Source organism: Halorussus halophilus (assembly GCF_008831545.1).
Lineage (GTDB): Archaea > Halobacteriota > Halobacteria > Halobacteriales > Haladaptataceae > Halorussus > Halorussus halophilus.
The window spans coordinates 866,228-883,054 of sequence record NZ_CP044523.1 but is presented as its reverse complement, the minus strand read 5'-3'; the positions used below and the strand labels follow the sequence as shown (position 1 = coordinate 883,054).

At 61.9% G+C, this 16,827-nt stretch carries 26 protein-coding genes and 2 tRNA genes; 26 read left to right on the top strand and 2 right to left on the bottom strand.

The window, feature by feature from the left end:
• Positions 1 to 33: 33 nt before the first annotated feature.
• Both F7R90_RS04345 and F7R90_RS04340 read right to left on the bottom strand, forming a co-directional pair.
• Positions 34 to 104, bottom strand: a tRNA-Gly gene (locus F7R90_RS04345).
• A gap of 247 nt (positions 105 to 351) precedes the next feature.
• Positions 352 to 422, bottom strand: a tRNA-Gly gene (locus F7R90_RS04340).
• Positions 423 to 651: 229 nt separating this feature from the next.
• Between F7R90_RS04340 and F7R90_RS04335 the strand changes: the two genes are divergently transcribed.
• The 26 genes from F7R90_RS04335 (at position 652) to F7R90_RS04210 (ending at position 16,768) form a co-directional block, all read left to right on the top strand.
• On the top strand, positions 652 to 1,542 hold the full coding sequence (locus F7R90_RS04335) for a putative RNA uridine N3 methyltransferase (protein WP_158056049.1): 891 nt from the start codon (positions 652 to 654) through the stop codon (positions 1,540 to 1,542).
• A gap of 4 nt (positions 1,543 to 1,546) precedes the next feature.
• Complete coding sequence (locus F7R90_RS04330) at positions 1,547 to 2,563, top strand: 50S ribosomal protein L3 (protein WP_158056048.1); 1,017 nt, start codon at positions 1,547 to 1,549, stop codon at positions 2,561 to 2,563.
• A gap of 3 nt (positions 2,564 to 2,566) precedes the next feature.
• Entirely contained in the window at positions 2,567 to 3,313 is a 747-nt protein-coding gene (rpl4p, locus tag F7R90_RS04325) for a 50S ribosomal protein L4 (protein ID WP_158056047.1), read from the top strand.
• Positions 3,310 to 3,564, top strand: coding sequence for a 50S ribosomal protein L23 (locus tag F7R90_RS04320; protein WP_158056046.1), 255 nt, complete (start codon positions 3,310 to 3,312; stop codon positions 3,562 to 3,564). The genes rpl4p and F7R90_RS04320 overlap by 4 nt, the downstream gene beginning before the upstream one ends.
• Before the next feature lie 3 nt (positions 3,565 to 3,567).
• Positions 3,568 to 4,287 carry a 50S ribosomal protein L2 gene (locus F7R90_RS04315; RefSeq protein ID WP_158056045.1) on the top strand — a complete coding sequence of 240 codons (720 nt, stop codon included), beginning with the start codon at positions 3,568 to 3,570 and terminating at the stop codon, positions 4,285 to 4,287.
• Positions 4,288 to 4,290: 3 nt separating this feature from the next.
• Positions 4,291 to 4,716 (top strand): 30S ribosomal protein S19, encoded by a 426-nt coding sequence (locus tag F7R90_RS04310; RefSeq protein WP_158056044.1) that lies wholly within the window; start codon positions 4,291 to 4,293, stop codon positions 4,714 to 4,716.
• Between the two features lie 3 nt (positions 4,717 to 4,719).
• Positions 4,720 to 5,181 (top strand): 50S ribosomal protein L22, encoded by a 462-nt coding sequence (locus F7R90_RS04305; protein ID WP_158056043.1) that lies wholly within the window; start codon positions 4,720 to 4,722, stop codon positions 5,179 to 5,181.
• Complete coding sequence (locus F7R90_RS04300; protein ID WP_158056042.1) at positions 5,181 to 6,095, top strand: 30S ribosomal protein S3; 915 nt, start codon at positions 5,181 to 5,183, stop codon at positions 6,093 to 6,095. Before F7R90_RS04305 ends, F7R90_RS04300 begins: the two co-directional genes overlap by 1 nt.
• A complete protein-coding gene (rpmC, locus tag F7R90_RS04295) occupies positions 6,095 to 6,310 on the top strand; it encodes a 50S ribosomal protein L29 (protein WP_158056041.1) in 216 nt (71 codons plus the stop codon). Before F7R90_RS04300 ends, rpmC begins: the two co-directional genes overlap by 1 nt.
• A gap of 10 nt (positions 6,311 to 6,320) precedes the next feature.
• Positions 6,321 to 6,704, top strand: a complete 384-nt coding sequence (locus tag F7R90_RS04290) for a ribonuclease P protein component 1 (RefSeq protein WP_158056040.1) — start codon at positions 6,321 to 6,323, stop codon at positions 6,702 to 6,704.
• The gene (locus F7R90_RS04285) at positions 6,695 to 7,027 is read left to right on the top strand and encodes a 30S ribosomal protein S17 (protein ID WP_158056039.1); all 333 of its coding nucleotides are present in this window, start codon (positions 6,695 to 6,697) and stop codon (positions 7,025 to 7,027) included. The genes F7R90_RS04290 and F7R90_RS04285 overlap by 10 nt, the downstream gene beginning before the upstream one ends.
• Complete coding sequence (locus F7R90_RS04280; RefSeq protein WP_158056038.1) at positions 7,027 to 7,425, top strand: 50S ribosomal protein L14; 399 nt, start codon at positions 7,027 to 7,029, stop codon at positions 7,423 to 7,425. Before F7R90_RS04285 ends, F7R90_RS04280 begins: the two co-directional genes overlap by 1 nt.
• Positions 7,422 to 7,778, top strand: a complete 357-nt coding sequence (rplX, locus tag F7R90_RS04275) for a 50S ribosomal protein L24 (protein WP_158056037.1) — start codon at positions 7,422 to 7,424, stop codon at positions 7,776 to 7,778. Before F7R90_RS04280 ends, rplX begins: the two co-directional genes overlap by 4 nt.
• Entirely contained in the window at positions 7,775 to 8,476 is a 702-nt protein-coding gene (locus F7R90_RS04270) for a 30S ribosomal protein S4e (RefSeq protein ID WP_158056036.1), read from the top strand. The genes rplX and F7R90_RS04270 overlap by 4 nt, the downstream gene beginning before the upstream one ends.
• The gene (locus F7R90_RS04265; protein WP_158056035.1) at positions 8,473 to 8,997 is read left to right on the top strand and encodes a 50S ribosomal protein L5; all 525 of its coding nucleotides are present in this window, start codon (positions 8,473 to 8,475) and stop codon (positions 8,995 to 8,997) included. The genes F7R90_RS04270 and F7R90_RS04265 overlap by 4 nt, the downstream gene beginning before the upstream one ends.
• Complete coding sequence (locus tag F7R90_RS04260; protein ID WP_158056034.1) at positions 8,994 to 9,176, top strand: 30S ribosomal protein S14; 183 nt, start codon at positions 8,994 to 8,996, stop codon at positions 9,174 to 9,176. The genes F7R90_RS04265 and F7R90_RS04260 overlap by 4 nt, the downstream gene beginning before the upstream one ends.
• Positions 9,177 to 9,178: 2 nt before the next feature.
• Positions 9,179 to 9,571 carry a 30S ribosomal protein S8 gene (locus tag F7R90_RS04255; RefSeq protein ID WP_158056033.1) on the top strand — a complete coding sequence of 131 codons (393 nt, stop codon included), beginning with the start codon at positions 9,179 to 9,181 and terminating at the stop codon, positions 9,569 to 9,571.
• A gap of 4 nt (positions 9,572 to 9,575) precedes the next feature.
• Positions 9,576 to 10,112, top strand: coding sequence for a 50S ribosomal protein L6 (locus F7R90_RS04250; RefSeq protein ID WP_158056032.1), 537 nt, complete (start codon positions 9,576 to 9,578; stop codon positions 10,110 to 10,112).
• Positions 10,113 to 10,115: 3 nt separating this feature from the next.
• A complete protein-coding gene (locus F7R90_RS04245; protein WP_158056031.1) occupies positions 10,116 to 10,823 on the top strand; it encodes a 50S ribosomal protein L32e in 708 nt (235 codons plus the stop codon).
• Positions 10,820 to 11,260 (top strand): 50S ribosomal protein L19e, encoded by a 441-nt coding sequence (locus F7R90_RS04240; protein ID WP_158056030.1) that lies wholly within the window; start codon positions 10,820 to 10,822, stop codon positions 11,258 to 11,260. Before F7R90_RS04245 ends, F7R90_RS04240 begins: the two co-directional genes overlap by 4 nt.
• 2 nt (positions 11,261 to 11,262) lie before the next feature.
• The gene (locus F7R90_RS04235) at positions 11,263 to 11,814 is read left to right on the top strand and encodes a 50S ribosomal protein L18 (protein WP_158056029.1); all 552 of its coding nucleotides are present in this window, start codon (positions 11,263 to 11,265) and stop codon (positions 11,812 to 11,814) included.
• Positions 11,815 to 11,817: 3 nt separating this feature from the next.
• Positions 11,818 to 12,462, top strand: a complete 645-nt coding sequence (locus tag F7R90_RS04230) for a 30S ribosomal protein S5 (RefSeq protein WP_158056028.1) — start codon at positions 11,818 to 11,820, stop codon at positions 12,460 to 12,462.
• On the top strand, positions 12,462 to 12,926 hold the full coding sequence (gene rpmD, locus F7R90_RS04225) for a 50S ribosomal protein L30 (RefSeq protein ID WP_158056027.1): 465 nt from the start codon (positions 12,462 to 12,464) through the stop codon (positions 12,924 to 12,926). Before F7R90_RS04230 ends, rpmD begins: the two co-directional genes overlap by 1 nt.
• A 2-nt stretch (positions 12,927 to 12,928) precedes the next feature.
• On the top strand, positions 12,929 to 13,417 hold the full coding sequence (locus F7R90_RS04220; RefSeq protein ID WP_158056026.1) for an uL15m family ribosomal protein: 489 nt from the start codon (positions 12,929 to 12,931) through the stop codon (positions 13,415 to 13,417).
• Between the two features lie 171 nt (positions 13,418 to 13,588).
• Positions 13,589 to 15,058, top strand: coding sequence for a preprotein translocase subunit SecY (gene secY, locus F7R90_RS04215; protein ID WP_158056025.1), 1,470 nt, complete (start codon positions 13,589 to 13,591; stop codon positions 15,056 to 15,058).
• 87 nt (positions 15,059 to 15,145) lie between these two features.
• Entirely contained in the window at positions 15,146 to 16,768 is a 1,623-nt protein-coding gene (locus F7R90_RS04210; RefSeq protein ID WP_449272372.1) for a DUF7845 domain-containing protein, read from the top strand.
• Positions 16,769 to 16,827: the final 59 nt, after the last annotated feature.

The following is a 16,827-nucleotide window of genomic DNA, read 5'->3' as shown; positions in this document are numbered from 1 at the left end:
CGGAACAGTTGAATCGAGGGAAAACGAGAGAAGTGCGCTGGCCAGGATTTGAACCTAGGTTGCGACCATGGGAAGGTCACGTGATACCACTACACTACCAGCGCCCGTCGCGTCTGCAATTACACCAACGGGCGGTTCGGACTTTGTAATGCGGTTCGTACGCTCCTACAGGCGGCGCGTACGGTGCGTCGAACCGTCGTCAGGCACTGTATTCTTAAATAGCTACGAGCGCGAGGTGCTGTTAATTTTCATCTTCGCGTACGCGAGCGGCGCGCGCACGTGTACATGCTGTCGGCTTGCTTTCCGGTAACTGAGAGACGAAGCTCTTCGAGAAGGTGAGTTCGAGAGAAGTGCGTCGGCTGGGATTTGAACCCAGGTTGTGACCATGGCAAGGTCACGTGATACCACTACACTACCGACGCGGGCTTGCGATTGCGTCCTTCCGAACGCATTCCTACGTACTGCCGGTGTACTAAAAACACTTTCGAATCCACCTAGATTCGGGAAGCCATAACACGATTCAACCCGCGATTTCTCGACGCTCGGGGCGTGAGAACCCGCCCCACGACCGAACGAGAAAGAACATCCTTTTAAGGACCAAGCAGAAAAGATTCGCTACAGTCTAGTGACGGGGCGTCGAAGCGTCACGGGATGACTGTCAGCGTACTCGTGCCGTCTTCCCTCGTCCGGGAAGCCGAGGACAAACGTGAGGCAACTCGCAAAATCGGCTACGTCGCCCGCGCGGCGACGGTCTTCCGGGCAGACCGCCTCGGGGTCTTTCCAGACCCCGACGGCGAACGGAACTGGGGAGGCGGATTCGTAAGCACCGTGTTGGAATACGCCGCGACACCGCCCTACCTTCGAAAGGAGGTATTCGGGAAGCGCGACGAATTAGAGTACGCGGGCGTCCTCCCGCCGCTCCGCGCTCCCTCACAGACCGGCTCCGAATCCGAGGGTTCGGGGTCGTTAAGACAGGGAATCGTGACCGAGGTCGGACCTGAAGGGCGCGTTCGGGTCAATTGCGGACTGCAACACCCGATTTCGCTCGTCGTGCCTCCGAAAATGGAGGTCGCCGAGGGGAAGCGCGTAACCGTCAGGATCTCTTCGCGAAGTCCGGTCCGTGCGAAACTGGTGGACGAACCCCAGTCGGGGTTCACAGTGACGCGCACGGACCTTCCGACAGCCCTCGACCGCGACGACGCGGGCGTTCGCATAGCGACGTCCCGCCACGGGGTCGAGTTGACGACCGGGCGGCTGACTGAACTGGTCGGCCGCACCCGACAGGACGGAATGACCGTCGTGTTCGGCTCTCCCGGACGCGGGCTGCCGGAGATACTCGACCTCCCGACTGACTCACTCGCCGCCGATTGGCCGAGCGAGAAGTCGGGGGACGAGGCGGACGCGAAATCCAACGTCGAATCCGGCGCACCCGGCCGGTTTGACCTCTGGCTGAACGCGATCCCGAATCAAGGCAGTCAAGTGGTGCGAACTGAAGAAGCGATGTTCGCAACGCTCGCCTGCCTGAACCTCAAAGAGAAGTGATACGATGCCTCAAGCAAGCAGACCACGCAAAGGTTCGTTAGGGTTTGGCCCTCGAACGCGTGCGGCCAGCGAGGTCCCGCGTTTCAACTCGTGGCCCGAAGGAGACGGCAATCCGTCCCTTCAGGGCTTCGCGGGTTACAAGGCCGGCATGACCCACGTCGTGATGGTCAACGACGAATCCAACTCCCCACGCGAGGGGATGGAGGAGTCCGTACCCGTCACCATCGTGGAGACGCCGCCGATGAGAGCTGTCGCTCTGCGAGCCTACGAAGATACGCCGTACGGGAAGAAGCCGCTGACGGAAGTGTGGGGTTCGGAGTTCCACGAGGAACTCTCGCGCACGCTCGACGTGCCCGAAGACCACGATGCCGACGCGGCGGAGAATGAACTGCGAGACGCGCTCGAAAACGGTGACGTCGCGGACCTCCGCGTCGTCACCCACACCGTCCCGAGCGACATCGCCAGCGTCCCGAAGAAGAAGCCCGACGTGATGGAGACTCGCGTCGGCGGTGGGTCGCTCGGCGACCGCGCCGACTTCGCGCTCGAACTGCTCGAAGACGGCGGCGAACACGAGATGAACGACGTGTTCCGCGCGGGCGAGTACATGGACGTGAGCGGCGTCACCAAAGGGAAAGGCACGCAAGGCCCCGTCAAGCGATGGGGCGTCCAGAAGCGGAAGGGCAAACACGCCCGTCAGGGTTGGCGGCGACGTATCGGCAACCTTGGCCCGTGGAACCCATCCCGCGTGCGCTCGACCGTTCCCCAGCAGGGTCAGACCGGCTACCACCAGCGAACCGAACTCAACAAGCGCCTCATCGACCTCGGTGAGGGCGACGACATCAACGTCGATGGCGGCTTCGTCAACTACGGCGAAGTCTCCGGCCAGTACTCGCTGGTCAAAGGTTCGCTCCCCGGTCCCGACAAGCGACTCCTGCGTTTCCGACCGGCCATTCGACCGAACGACCAACCACGCCTCGACCCCGAGGTACGCTACGTCAGTAGCCAATCCAATCAGGGATAACACATGCAAGCAACAATCCGAAACCTCGACGGCGAGGAAGACGGCTCCGTGGACCTGCCGGACGTGTTCGCAGAAACCGTCCGGCCGGACCTCATCAAGCGAGCAGTCCTCGCCGCGCAGGCAAACCGTAAGCAGGACTACGGCGCTGACGACTACGCTGGCATGCGAACGTCGGCAGAGTCGCCCGGCAGCGGCCGGGGCATGGCCCACGTCCCCCGAACGAACGGTCAGGCGGCACGAGTGCCCCAGGCCGTCGGGGGCCGCAAGGCCCACCCGCCGAAAGAAGAGAAGGACCGAACGCTCGACATCAACACGAAAGAGCGAAAGAAGGCGATCCGAAGCGCCATCGCAGCGACGACGGACGCCGAACTCGTCGCAGACCGCGGTCACCGCTTCGACGACGACCTCGAACTCCCGCTCGTCGTGAGCGACGACTTCGAGGACCTCGTCAAGACGAAGGAGGTCGTCTCCTTCCTCGAAGCAGTCGGCGTGTCTGACGACATCCAGCGCGCGGAGGACAACAAGTCCATCCGCGCCGGGCAGGGTAAACTCCGTGGCCGCAAGTACCGGACGCCGAAGTCCGTGCTGTTCGTCACGAGCGAGGAACCCTCGAAGGCCGCCCGCAACCTCGCGGGTGCCGACGTGGCGACCGCCGCAGAGGTCAACGCGGAGGACCTCGCGCCCGGTGCCCACCCCGGCCGACTCACCGTCTGGACCGAGAGTGCTCTCGAAGAGGTGAGCGACCGATGAGCGGAATCATCGAGTACCCGTGGGTGACCGAGAAAGCGATGAACGAGATGGACTTCCAGAACAAGCTCCAGTTCATCGTCCACTTGGACGCCAACAAGCCCGAGATTCAAGACGCAATCGAGAACCAGTACGACGTCACCATCGAGAAGATCAACACGCAGGTCACGATGAAGGGCACGAAGAAGGCCACGGTGACGCTCTCCGAGGACGACGACGCACAGGAAGTCGCGTCCAGAATCGGGGTGTTCTGACACATGGGACGACGAATTCAAGGACAGCGACGTGGTCGCGGTAGCTCGACGTTCCGCGCTCCGTCGCACCGATACAAGGCGGACCTCACGCACAAGAAACCCGAAGACGTCGATACTGTCAGCGGGACGGTCGTCGATATCGAGCACGACCCCGCGCGTAGCGCGCCGGTCGCCGCCGTCGAGTTCGAGGACGGCGACCAGCGACTCATCCTCGTCGCCGAGGGTGTCGGGGTCGGCGAAGAGATTCAGCTCGGCGTCAGTGCCGAGATAAAAGAGGGTAACACCTTGCCGCTGGCCGAAATCCCGGAAGGGGTTCCGGTCTGCAACGTCGAGCGCCAGTCTGGCGACGGCGGCAAGTTCGCCCGTGCGTCGGGCGTCAGTGCGAACCTCATCACGCACGACCGCGATGCTGCGGTCGTCGAACTCCCCAGCGGCGAAGTCAAGCGACTCTCGCCGGACTGCCGTGCCACTATCGGCGTCGTCGCCGGTGGCGGTCGAACGGAGAAGCCGATGGTCAAGGCAGGGAACAAGCACCACAAGATGAAAGCGCGCGGCACGAAGTGGCCGAACGTTCGTGGCGTCGCGATGAACGCGGTGGACCACCCGTTCGGTGGCGGTGGCCGCCAGCACCCCGGCCGTCCGAAGTCCGTCTCGCGGGACGCCCCGCCGGGCCGGAAGGTCGGTGACATCTCGTCCCGCCGAACGGGACGGGGAGGTAACTAACCCATGAGCGGAAACGAATACCGAACCGGCCGCGAAGGTGAGTTCACCTTCCGTGGCTACGACCTCGACGAACTGCAGGACATGAGCCTGGACGAAGTCGCGGAACTGCTTCCCGCACGACAGCGGCGAACCATCGAACGCGGCCTCTCCACAGAACAGGAGAAGCTGCTTGAGGACGCCCGAGAGGCGACCGAGGAAGGGTCGGCCAACGACCCGATTCGAACGCACCTGCGCAACATGCCGATTCTGCCGGAGTTCGTAGACAAGACGTTCGCCGTCTACAACGGCGAGAGCTTCGAGCGCGTGCGAGTCGAACCGGAGATGCTCGGCCACTACCTCGGCGAGTTCCAGCTGACCCGCAAGTCGGTTGAACACGGGCAGGCCGGTATCGGTGCGACCCGGTCCTCGAAGTTCGTGCCACTCAAGTAAACCATGGGAATCAGCTACAGCGTCGATGCCGACCCGGACACCACGGCCAAGGGTATGCTCCGGGAGCGGCACATGAGCCACAAGCACAGCAAAGCCATCGCCCGCGAAATCAAGGGCAAGACCGCGGCGGACGCCCAGTCGTACCTGCAACAGGTCATCGACGGCGAACGCTCGGTCCCGTTCAAACAGCACAACAGCGGTGTCGGTCATCGGAGCGACATCGACGGTTGGGACGCCGGGCGATACCCCGAGAAAGCCAGCGAGGCGTTCCTCGACCTCATCGAGAACGTCGTCAACAACGCAGACGAGCAGGGCTTCGACGGCGAATCGATGGAAATCATGCACGTCGCCGCCCACAAAATCGGCGAAGTGCAGGGGCGCAAGCCCCGCGCGATGGGTCGTGCGTCTGCGTGGAATACCCCCGAGGTAGACGTCGAACTCATCCTGAAGGAGGTTGACGAATAATGGCAGACGAACACGAGTTCATCGAAGACGGCCTGCAACGGTCGCAGATAGACGAGTACTTCGCCGACGAACTCGGCCGCGCAGGCTACGGCGGCATGGACGTCGCCAAGACGCCGATGGGCACCCAAATCGTGCTCAAGGCCGAGAAACCCGGCATGGTCATCGGCAAGGGCGGGAAGAACATCCGGAAGATTACCACCCAGCTCGAAGAGCGGTTCGACCTCGAAGACCCGCAAATCGACGTCCAAGAGGTGGACGAGCCGGACCTGAACGCCCGCATCGTCGCGGACCGACTGGCCAACGCACTGGAGCGTGGCTGGTACTTCCGCAAGGCGGGTCACACGACCATCGACCGAATCATGGATTCGGGCGCGCTGGGCGCGGAGATCGTCCTGTCCGGCAAGGTCACGGGCGCTCGCTCGCGCGTAGAGAAGTTCAACCGCGGCTACATCAAGCACAACGGCGAACCCGCCGAGGACATCGTTGACCACGGTCAGGGCGTCGCAGTGATGAAGCTCGGTACCATCGGCGTAGACGTCAAAATCATCCCGCCGGGAGCCAACCTCCCCGACGACTTCGAAATCGAGGAGGGCGCGAGCCCCGAAGAACTCGTCCCGGAGGCCGTCGAGGCCAACGAGGAAGGTCTCGAAGAGCTCCTCGACGAGCCAACTGACGAGGAACTCGAAGAGCTTCGTACCGAGGAAGATGCCGAAGCGGAATCGGCCGAACCCGGTGCCGAAGAGGTAGACGAGGACGTCGTCGAGGAAGTCATCGAGGACGAGACCGAGACGGCCGAGGAGGACTCGGACACGTCGGTCGAAGAAGAACTGGACGAACTCGAAGAAGAGGTCGAACAGGAAGCCGAAGAACTCCTCGACGAAATGGACGACGAGTCCGAGGAGAGTGAGGAATAATGGCGATCCTGCACACCGAAGAGATTCGAGACATGACCCCCGCCGAGCGGGAGGCCGAACTCGAAGACCTCGAAAACGAACTGCTGAACGCGAAGGCCGTCAAGGCCGCCGGTGGTGCCCCCGAGGACCCCGGTCGCTTCAGCGAACTGCGTCGCACCATCGCGCGAATCAAGACGATTCAGCGCGAGGAAGGCGACCTCAGCGACGAAGAATAACCACACGACAATGCCACTCACACCCGAGACGCTGACGCGACACGAACTCAACGGACTGCCCGTCCGCGTCGTCGCGGCGACCAACGACACCCTCGTCGGAATCGAGGGAACGGTCGTCGCGGAGACGCAGGGCACGTTGAGTGTCGCGTCTGCCGACCGGGTGCGACAGGTGCCAAAGCGGGGCGCAACCTTCGAGTTCGCGCTTACAGATGAAGCTGCCGACTCGGCCAACGAGTCGGGGACTGCGTCCAAACTTGGGTCGGAAACTGCCGGAGTCCGCTCCGGTCAGTCTGGTCTTTGCGAGGGCGTGGCCTACGTTACGGTGGATGGCGGGCGTCTGCTCTCGCGCCCCGCACTGCGCACCGAAACTAACGGTGAATCACGATGGCGATAGGACTGAACGTAGAAGAACCGGAGGAGACCTGCTCCGACGAGAACTGCCCGTTCCACGGAACGCTTTCCGTGCGCGGTCAGACGCTCGAAGGTGAAGTCGCCTCCACAGACATGGACAAGACCGTGATCGTCGAACGCGAATACGACGTTCCGGTTCCGAAGTACGACCGATTCATGAAACGTCGGTCGCGCGTCCCGGCACACGCGCCGGAATGCCTGGAACTGGAAGTCGGCGACACGGTTCGTATCGCAGAGACAAGACCGCTTTCGAAGACCAAGAGCCACGTCGTCGTCGAGACGACGGCGGCCGGAGGTGACGACTGATGGAAGCACTCAAAGCTGACGTGACGCAGGGCCTCGAAAAAGGCTCCCTGCTGAACTGTGCCGACAACACCGGCGCACGAGAAGTCAAGGTCATCAGCGTCTCCGGCTACTCTGGCACGAAAAGTCGCCACCCGCTCGCGGGCATCGGCGACAAGGTGACGGTGTCGGTGACGAAGGGTACCCCCGAAATGCGTCGGCAGGTACTCGAAGCCGTCATCGTCCGCCAGCGAAAATCCATCCGTCGTCCCGACGGTCAGCGCGTCAAGTTCGAAGACAACGCTGCCGTCATCATCGACGAGATGGAGGAACCGCGCGGGACCGAAATCAAGGGTCCCATCGCGCGGGAGGTCGCAGAGCGGTTCGGAAGTATCGCGAGTACCGCGACGATGATAGTATGACTGAACAACCGAGCAAACAGCGAAACCAGAAATCGAACGCCTCGCTCCACGAGCGGCACAAGCAGGTCAGTTCGACGCTTTCCGACGACCTCCGCGAGGAGTACGACCAGCGGAGCGTCCGCGTCAACGCGGGCGACACCGTCGAAATCCTTCGCGGCGACTTCGCAGGCGAAGAAGCCGAAGTCGAGAGCGTTGACCTGCGTGACGAGGTCGTGTTCGTCGAAGATGTCACCGTCGAGAAAGCAGACGGCGAAGAAGTGCTTCGCCCGCTCGACGCGAGCAACCTTCGCGTGACCGAACTCGACCTCGAAGACGACCGCCGCGAGGCGCGACTTGAGGGTGAGAACGAATGAGCAACCACCAGAAACGACTCTCCGTACCGAAATCTTGGCCGGTCGCACGGAAGACCGAGACCTTCACCGTGAAGGCCGACGCGGGCCCCCACGGCGAAGACGGCGTCCCCCTCCTCATCGTCCTTCGGGACGTGCTGGGGTACGTCCAGTCGAAGAAGGAAGCACGCTACGCTCTCGACGAGGGTAACGTGCTGGTCAACGGCGTCGAAGGCGTCTCCGAGTCCCGACCCATCGGGATGTTCGACATTCTCGCGTTCACCGAACGCGAGGAGTACTACCGCGTCTTCCCCGACGAGGGCGGTCGGCTCGCGCTGACCCCCGTCGATGCAGACGCCGCCGGTAGCAAACTGGCCAAGATCGAGAACAAGACGCTGGTCGAAGGCGGCCAGACGCAACTCAACCTCCACGACGGCCAGAACCTGGTCATCGAGGACGGAAGCGAGTACGACACGAAAGACTCCATCGTCGTCAGCAACGACGACGACGAAATCGTCGCCCACTTCCCGTACGAAGAGGGCAGCCTCGTGACCGCCGTCCGCGGTTCCCACGCGGGCGACATCGGTGAAGTCACCGACATTCAGGTCACGCCAGGCAGCGGTTCGAACAACGTCGTCGTCGAGACCGACGACGACACGTTCGAGACCGTCGAGGAGTACGTCGTCGTCATCGACGAGAACTTCACAGGTGATGACGAATGAGCGAAGCAGAAGCTGACTTCCACGAGATGCGCGAACCCACCATCGAGAAGGTCGTCGTCCACATGGGCGTCGGCGAGGGTGGCCGCGAACTCGCGAACGCAGAGGACATCCTCGAAAGCGTGACCGGACAGCAGAGCGTCCGCACGCTGTCGAAGTCCACGAAGCCGGAGTTCGGCATCCGTCAGGGCGACCCCATCGGTGCGAAGGTCACCCTGCGCGACGAGGACGCCGAGGAGTTCCTCCAGACTGCACTGTCGGTCGCCGACGTGTCGGCTAAGCAGTTCGACGAGACGGGTAACTTCAGCTTCGGCGTCGAGGAACACACGGAGTTCCCGAGCCAGGAGTACGACCCGAACATCGGTATCTACGGGCTGGACGTCACCGTCAACCTCGTCCGCCCCGGCTACCGTATCTCGAAGCGCGATAAGGTGACGCGACAGGTTCCGTCGGGTCATAAGCTGAACGCCGAGGACGCCATCGCGTTCCTCGAAGCGAACTTCGACGTGGAGGTCAACGAATGAGCGAGAGCGAAAACGAGAGCGAAGCGACTGGCGAGCACGCCGCCAAGCGCACTGGCCAATTCGAAGAGTGCCAGCGCTGTGGCCGCAAACAGGGGCTCGTCGGCAAGTACGACATCAACCTCTGTCGCCAGTGCTTCCGAGAAATCGCCCGCAGCATGGGCTTCAAGAAGTATCGATAACTATGGCAGGAAACGATCCGCTGTCCAACGCGCTGTCGGGCATCGACAACGCCGAGAGCGTCGGACACCTGGACCACACGGTACAACCCGCCTCGAACGAAATCGGCAGCGTACTCGAAGTCTTCTACGACCGAGGGTACATCGACGGCTTCGAGTTCGTCGACGACGGCAAAGCTGGCGAGTTCGAGGTCGAACTGAAGGGCGCGATAAACGACTGTGGCGCCGTCAAGCCCCGCTACTCTGCGGGTGCCGACGACTTCGAGAAGTGGGAGAAGCGATTCCTCCCGGCCCGCGACTACGGGGCACTCGTCGTCACGACCAGCCACGGCGTCATGAGCCACTACGAAGCCCGCGACCAGGGCGTCGGTGGCCAAGTCATCGCGTACGTCTACTAGAACAATGGCACGAACAGAACTACAGATTCCGGACGACGTAAGCGCCGAGGTAGACCACCTCGACTTGACCGTCGAAGGGCCGAACGGAAGCGTCACGCGACGACTCTGGTACCCCGACGTGTCGGTGAGTGTGGACGACGGCGTTATCGTCATCGAGAGCGACGTCGAGGACGCCAAGACGAACGCGACCATCGGGACGTTCGAAAGTCACATTTCGAACATGTTCCACGGCGTGACCGAGGGCTGGGAGTACACGATGGAAGTCTTCTACTCTCACTTCCCGATGCAGGTCCGCGCCGAGGGCGACGAAGTCGTCATCGAGAACTTCCTCGGTGAGAAGGCGGCTCGACGTACCAACATCCACGGTGACACCGACGTCAACGTGGACGACGAAACGCTGCACCTGAGCGGACCCAACATCGAAGACGTCGGCCAGACGGCCGCCGACATCGAGCAGTTGACCCGCGTCAGTGGCAAGGACACGCGCGTCTTCCAGGACGGCGTGTACATCACCGAGAAACCCTCGACGGGAGGTGCCTAACGCATGGCAGACGAACCACAGGAACTCGAAGACATCAGCGGCGTCGGCGCGAGCAAGGCCGACGCACTGCGAGACGCCGGATTCGAGTCCGTCGAAGACGTCGCCGCCGCCGACCAAGACGACCTCGCGGACGTCGAAGGTATCGGCAACGCGCTCGCCGCGCGTATCAAGGCCGACGTCGGTGGACTCGAAGTCGAAGAGGACACCGAGGCAGAAATCGAAGAGGACGAGACGGAAGAGGCCGAGGAAGAACCGGCCGAAGACGTCGAGACCGAACTCCAGCCACGCGGGCTGGTCGAGAAGACGCCGGACCTCTCGGAGAACGAAGAGCGCCTGCTCAACGAGCGAAAGCGCGTGGGCAAGCCGCAGTTCAACCGGCAGGACTACCACAAGAAGAAGCGCACGCCGACCTCGTGGCGACGCCCCCGCGGCAAGCTGAGCAAGCAGCGCCGTGGCATCAAGGGCAAAGGCCCGAAGGTCGAGGCTGGCTTCCGAACGCCGACCGAGGTGCGCGGCAAGCACCCGAGCGGCTTCGAAGAAGTGTACGTCCACAATGTGGACGACCTCGAAGGCGTCGATGGCGACACGGAAGCGGTCCGCATCGCCTCGAAAGTCGGCTCTCGTAAGCGCGAGCGCATCGAAGAGGAAGCAGAAGAGCGCGACATTCGCGTTCTCAACCCGACCTACGTCGAAGTGGAGGTTGACCAATGAGCGACCTATCTGCACAGAAGCGACTCGCTGCCGACGTGTTGGACGTCGGGCAGAACCGCGTCTGGTTCGACCCAGAAGCGCAGGGGTCCATCGTGGAAGCGATTACCCGCGAGGACATCCGCGAACTCGTAGACGAAGGGTCGATCAAGGCCAAGGACAAGAAGGGCAACTCCCGAGGCCGCGCACGCGAGCGGCAGGCGAAGCGGGACTACGGTCACCAGACCGGCCCCGGTTCGCGCCGCGGCAAAGCGGGCGGCCGACAGGACAAGAAAGAACAGTGGGAAAAGACGATCCGAGCACAGCGGCGGAAGCTCAAGGAACTCCGCGCCGAAGGCGAAATCACGAGTTCGCAGTACCGCGACCTCTACGACAAGGCCAAGGGTGGAGAGTTCCGCAGCGTCCGCTACCTGCTCAACTACATCGAGAGTAACTACTAACAATGGCAACAGGACCACGATACACGGTGCCGATGCGACGTCGGCGCGAGGTCCGGACTGACTACCATCAGAGGTTGCGCCTGCTGAAATCGGGCAAGCCGCGTCTGGTCGCTCGCAAGAGCAACCAGCACACCAGGGCGCAGCTGGTCACGATGGCCCCCGACGGTGACGACACGGTCGCGGCCGCGTACTCCGGAGACCTCGAAGAGTATGGCTGGGAAGCCCCGACGGGCAACCTGCCGAGCGCGTACCTGACCGGCCTCCTGCTCGGTCAACGCGCACTCGACGCCGGATACGAGGAAGCAGTCCTCGACATCGGCCTGAACACCGCAACGCCCGGTAGCAAGGTGTTCGCAGTACAGGAAGGCGCAATCGACGCTGGCCTCGAAATTCCGCACAACGACAGCGTGCTCGCAGACTGGTCGCGCAACCGCGGCGAGCACATCGCCGAGTACGCAGAACAGCTCGACGAGTCGCTGTACAGCGGAGACTTCGACGCCACCGAACTACCCGAGCACTTCGACGAAGTGCGAGAGAACCTCATGGAGGACTAACGTATGTGTGCAAATCATAACGGCTGGGAACCCCAGACCCGTCTCGGCCGCAAGGTCGCCGAGGGCGAAATCGACACGATGGAAGACGCCCTCAACTCCGGACTCCCGCTGAAGGAGCCGGAACTCGTCGATCAACTCCTTCCGGGAATTGAAGACGAAGTGCTGGACATCAACATGGTCCAGCGCATGACCGACTCCGGCCGCCGCGTGAAGTTCCGCTGCGTCGTCGCCATCGGCAACCGCGACGGTTACGTCGGCTACGCCGAAGGCCGCGACGACCAAGTTGGCGGGGCGATTCAGAAGGCTATCGACATCGCCAAGCTCAACATGATCAGCGTGAACCGCGGCAGTGGGTCGTGGGAAGACCGAAGCGAACGACCGCACTCGCTGGCCCGCAAGACCGAAGGCAAGGCTGGCAGTGTCGAAGTCGAACTGATTCCGGCACCGACCGGCCTCGGTCTCGCGGCGACCGACACCGTCCGCAAGATTCTGGAACTGGGCGGCGTCGAAAACGCTTGGACCAAGAGCCACGGCAACACCCGGACCACGCTCAACCTCGCCAAGGCGACGTACAACGCCTTGGACAACGCCGCACAGGCGCGTGGCCCGCGTAGCCAGCGACTCGACCCCGAGGAGGTGGCCGACTGATGAAGGCAGTCGTCCAACTTCGCGGCGAGGTCGATATGGCTCAGACGACCAAGGACACCTTGGAGATGCTCAACATCCACAAGGTCAATCACTGCGCGCTGGTCCCCGACGAGGATACCTACCGCGGAATGATTACCAAGGTCAACGACTACACCGCCTACGGCGAGCCGAGCCAGGACGTACTGGAGACGCTCGTCGCAAAGCGTGCCGAACCGCTCGAAGGCTCGGAGAACGTGGACGACGAGTGGGTCGCGGACAACACCGACTACGACGACATCGCCGACCTCGCGTCGGCACTACTCGACGAGGAGACGACGCTGCGCGAGCAGGGTCTCTCCCCGGTGCTGCGACTTCACCCGCCACGTGGCGGCCACGACGGACAGAAACACCCCGTCCAAGAGGGTGGCGAAATCGGTAAGCACGACACCGAGCAAATCGATTCGCTCCTGAAGGCGATGCGATAACCATGACGGACAAGAAACGACGACAGCGCGGCTCTCGCACGCACGGCGGCGGTAGTCACAAGAACCGGCGCGGTGCCGGTCACCGCGGCGGTCGCGGACGCGCGGGACGCGCCAAACACGAGTTCCACAACTACGAACCGCTGGGCAAACACGGGTTCAAGCGCCCGGAGAAGGTGCAGGACGAAGTCCTGACCGTCGATCTCCAGAAGCTCGACGAGGACGCGGCACTGTACGCCGCAGACGACCTCGCCGAGGAGACCGACGGCGGCTACCGAATCGACGTACGCGAAATCGTCGAGGACGCCTGGGACGCCGACGCCGTGAAGGTTCTCGGCGCGAACCAACTCCACAACGAACTCGAAATCGTCGCGGACGCCTTCTCGGCCAGCGCGGTCGAGGTACTCGAAGAGAACGGCGGCGAAGCCGTCCTCAGCGAGCGCGGTGAGGAAGCAGCAGAAGACGACGAAGACGACTCGGACGACGAGGAGTAACGCGGTCTTTTCGTTTTCCGTTTCTTTTTCTGTGGGTAGCTGCGGTGCTGTCGATTGTTTCGTGTGGCCGCTGTTGGCACAGCAATTCGCTTGCCGTTCACTCACTTCGCACGGCCGACACGGCAATCAAAGCGAAGCACCTACAAGCCCCCAAGCGATGAGTTGGGATATATGAGTTGGAAAGAGGCTGCAGAACCAGTCCTCACGCGGATGCCGTCCGTACGGCGTCCGGAGGGCCACGTCCCCTTCAAGCGCAAGCTCGGGTGGACGGCAGGCGTGCTGGTTCTGTATTTCTTCCTGACGAACGTGTACTTGTACGGAGCCGCGCAAGGTTCCGACCTATTCGGCCAGTTCCGCTCGCTGTTAGCGGGTGGCCAAGGGACAGTTCTACAGCTCGGTATCGGTCCAATCGTCACCGCGAGCATCGTTCTCCAGTTGCTCGGCGGTGCCGACCTCTTGGGTCTCGACACCGACGACCCCCGCGACCAGATTCTCTATCAGGGCCTGCAGAAGGTGCTGGTCGTGTTCATGATCTTCCTGACCGGCCTGCCGATGGTGTTCGCTGGCAGTTTCCTGCCACCTAGCCAGGCGTTAGCCGCGACGTTCCCCGGCGGCACGATGGGCGTCAAGTGGCTCATCTTCGCGCAAATCGCCGTCGGCGGGATTCTCGTCCTGTTCATGGACGAAATCGTCAGCAAGTGGGGCGTCGGCTCCGGTATCGGCCTGTTCATTATCGCAGGCGTGAGCCAGAAACTAATCGGTGGTCTCTTCGCGTGGCCCAGCCTTGACGGACCGACCGGCCTCATCCCGACGTGGATCGGTATCATCACCGGTAGTGCCGAGAACGTGCCGTCGCTGCTGACCGGCAGTGGCATCCAGTACTTGGTGACTGGACCCGGAGACATCCTCGCGCTCGTCACGACGGTGCTCATCTTCGCCATCGTCGTCTACGCAGAGAGCGTTCGGGTGGAGATTCCACTCAGCCACGCCCGAGTCAAAGGCGCTCGTGGTCGCTTCCCCGTGAAGCTCATCTACGCGAGCGTCCTGCCGATGATTCTCGTGCGCGCACTGCAAGCGAACCTCCAGTTCCTCGGGCGCATCCTCTACAGCCAGCTCGGGCCGGCTACGATGCCGAACTGGTTAGGGACGTACACGGACGGGACACCCACGGGTGGGCTGTTCTACTACCTCGCGCCGATTCAGTCGCCCCAGCAGTGGATGTGGTGGCTCGCAGGCACCGGTAACGAACCCTGGCAGATCATCATCCGCGTGCTGGTTGACCTGACTTTCATGGTCATCGGCGGTGCCATCTTCGCCATCTTCTGGGTCGAGACGACCGACATGGGTCCGGAAGCAACCGCCGAGCAGATTCAGAACTCCGGGATGCAGATTCCCGGCTTCCGCCAGAACACGGGCGTCATCGAGAAGGTTATGGAACGCTACATCCCGCAAGTGACCGTCATCGGCGGCGCGCTTGTCGGCCTGCTCGCCGTCGCGGCGAACATGCTTGGCACCATCGGGAACGTCACCGGGACCGGTCTCCTGCTGACCGTCTCCATCACGTACAAGCTCTACGAGGAAATCGCAGAAGAGCAACTGATGGAGATGCACCCGATGATGCGCGAGATGTTCGGCGGATAACACCGAATATCTGACTAGCTTTTTACCGGCGTTCTCTTCCACTGTCGAGCAACTGCCATCTACACTTGCGCGCGCCGACTCCCGGAGGTGGTCGGCGTGACGCACGTCGAGACCGCACCGCACGAGTGTGCGGGTAACCTCATCTTCTGCGACCACGGCCTGAGTCCGTATTGGGCCTTTGGTAAGTTACTGGTGGATCGTTTCGATGGAGAGAGCGACGAAATTGAAACCGAAGTCAACGGCGAGACTTGGGCAGTTACGACCCAGGGTCACAGAGGTGGGATTGCCCCGCGACCGCAAGACGATATCGGTGGAGACCGATTGTACGAATATCGGGTCCATGCAGAAGGACGAGGCGAGCGAAAAGCGAATTTCCACATTCGACCACGGTTTCCGAATATGCGCAAGGCTGATGACGGAAGCCGAATACCATCGCCATTTGACCATATCGCGGAGAACGAAGGTATAAACGCTCGCTTCAGTGGTTCGAACTTGGAGCCACACGAGTACCGGGTGCTTCTTCCGAAACTCGTACAGGCACTCGCACGGGAGGGTGCCATGCTCGTCAACTCCGACTATTTCCGGGGTGACGTTCACGAGATGAGCAATATCACGACCTACGAACGATACGTCCGTATTCGGCGGTCGATGAGTTCGAAAGTCGTCGGGGCTGCCGGGATTCTCCAACGGTTACTCCAGCTGTGCGCGAACGAGCGCGGCAGCAAGTTCGAGTACAAAGTCGACAACGAGGAGATCGTTGGCAAGAACCACCGAGCGGTGCTTCCGAAACAAGACGCGAAACGACTAGTCTCCGGTCACCGCTACGGCAAGCAAATCAAGCACTATCACCCAAAGTACGTCCGAGAGAGTAACGAAAGCGACCCCCTATACCATCCGAAGATAGGGGTGCTGTTGAAGAAGTCGCTGACCGGTCACGCCTTCGATTGGGACCGACGTCGAGAAGTTCGGAGAGAGATCGACGAGACGCTCATCAATCTGCTCTATTGGGCCGACGTGCCGATTCGTGCGGACCAAACGACCTACGTCCCGGACGACCACTTCGAAGCGCGTGAGGCGGAGCGTACGGTCGGTCTCGAAGCAGACCCGACACCACAGATGGAGGCCAACCAGGAGACGCTGTTAGTGACTACCCTTCGTGATTTGCGCGATAGCGGGTTCGAAGTACTCGAGTCCCTCGTCGAAGATGGCGAACATCAGCATCCGCAAGAGTTAGCAGAGAATACGGGATGGGCAATCAGCACAATATACCGGGCGCTGGAACACCTCAATGGAATCGTCCAAAACGATGGGGCGGACGTAAGCTTCGCGAGTCGCAAGTTTCAGCAAGAAATCGCGGGTATCGTCGAGCAGACCGAACACCAAATCGAGAATGCGGCCGACCGAGCAGCCAAGATACTCAACCTAAACATTCGCGACGCGGCATCTAGCGCGTGGCAGTTGTGGTGCAACAAGTACGCGGCCAGACTCACCGACGTTCCCGACGACGGGAAGATGACGTTGCGAATCGACACTGTGCTCTCGAAACTAAAGAGTGCTCCGCAGCCCTACGTTGACGACGTATTGGACGAGGGACTAATGGCGTGGCGTAAACAAGGGCGGAACCCACGCGAACTGCGCAAATCGATTGTCAAGTGGTACGATTCCTCCGGTGATCTGCATGAAGGGACAGTAGCGGCGACCCTCCAGTAGCGGGTGACCGGATAGTGGCAACACTGTAACGCCCGCCGAGAAAGCAGCAAATTTTGCTG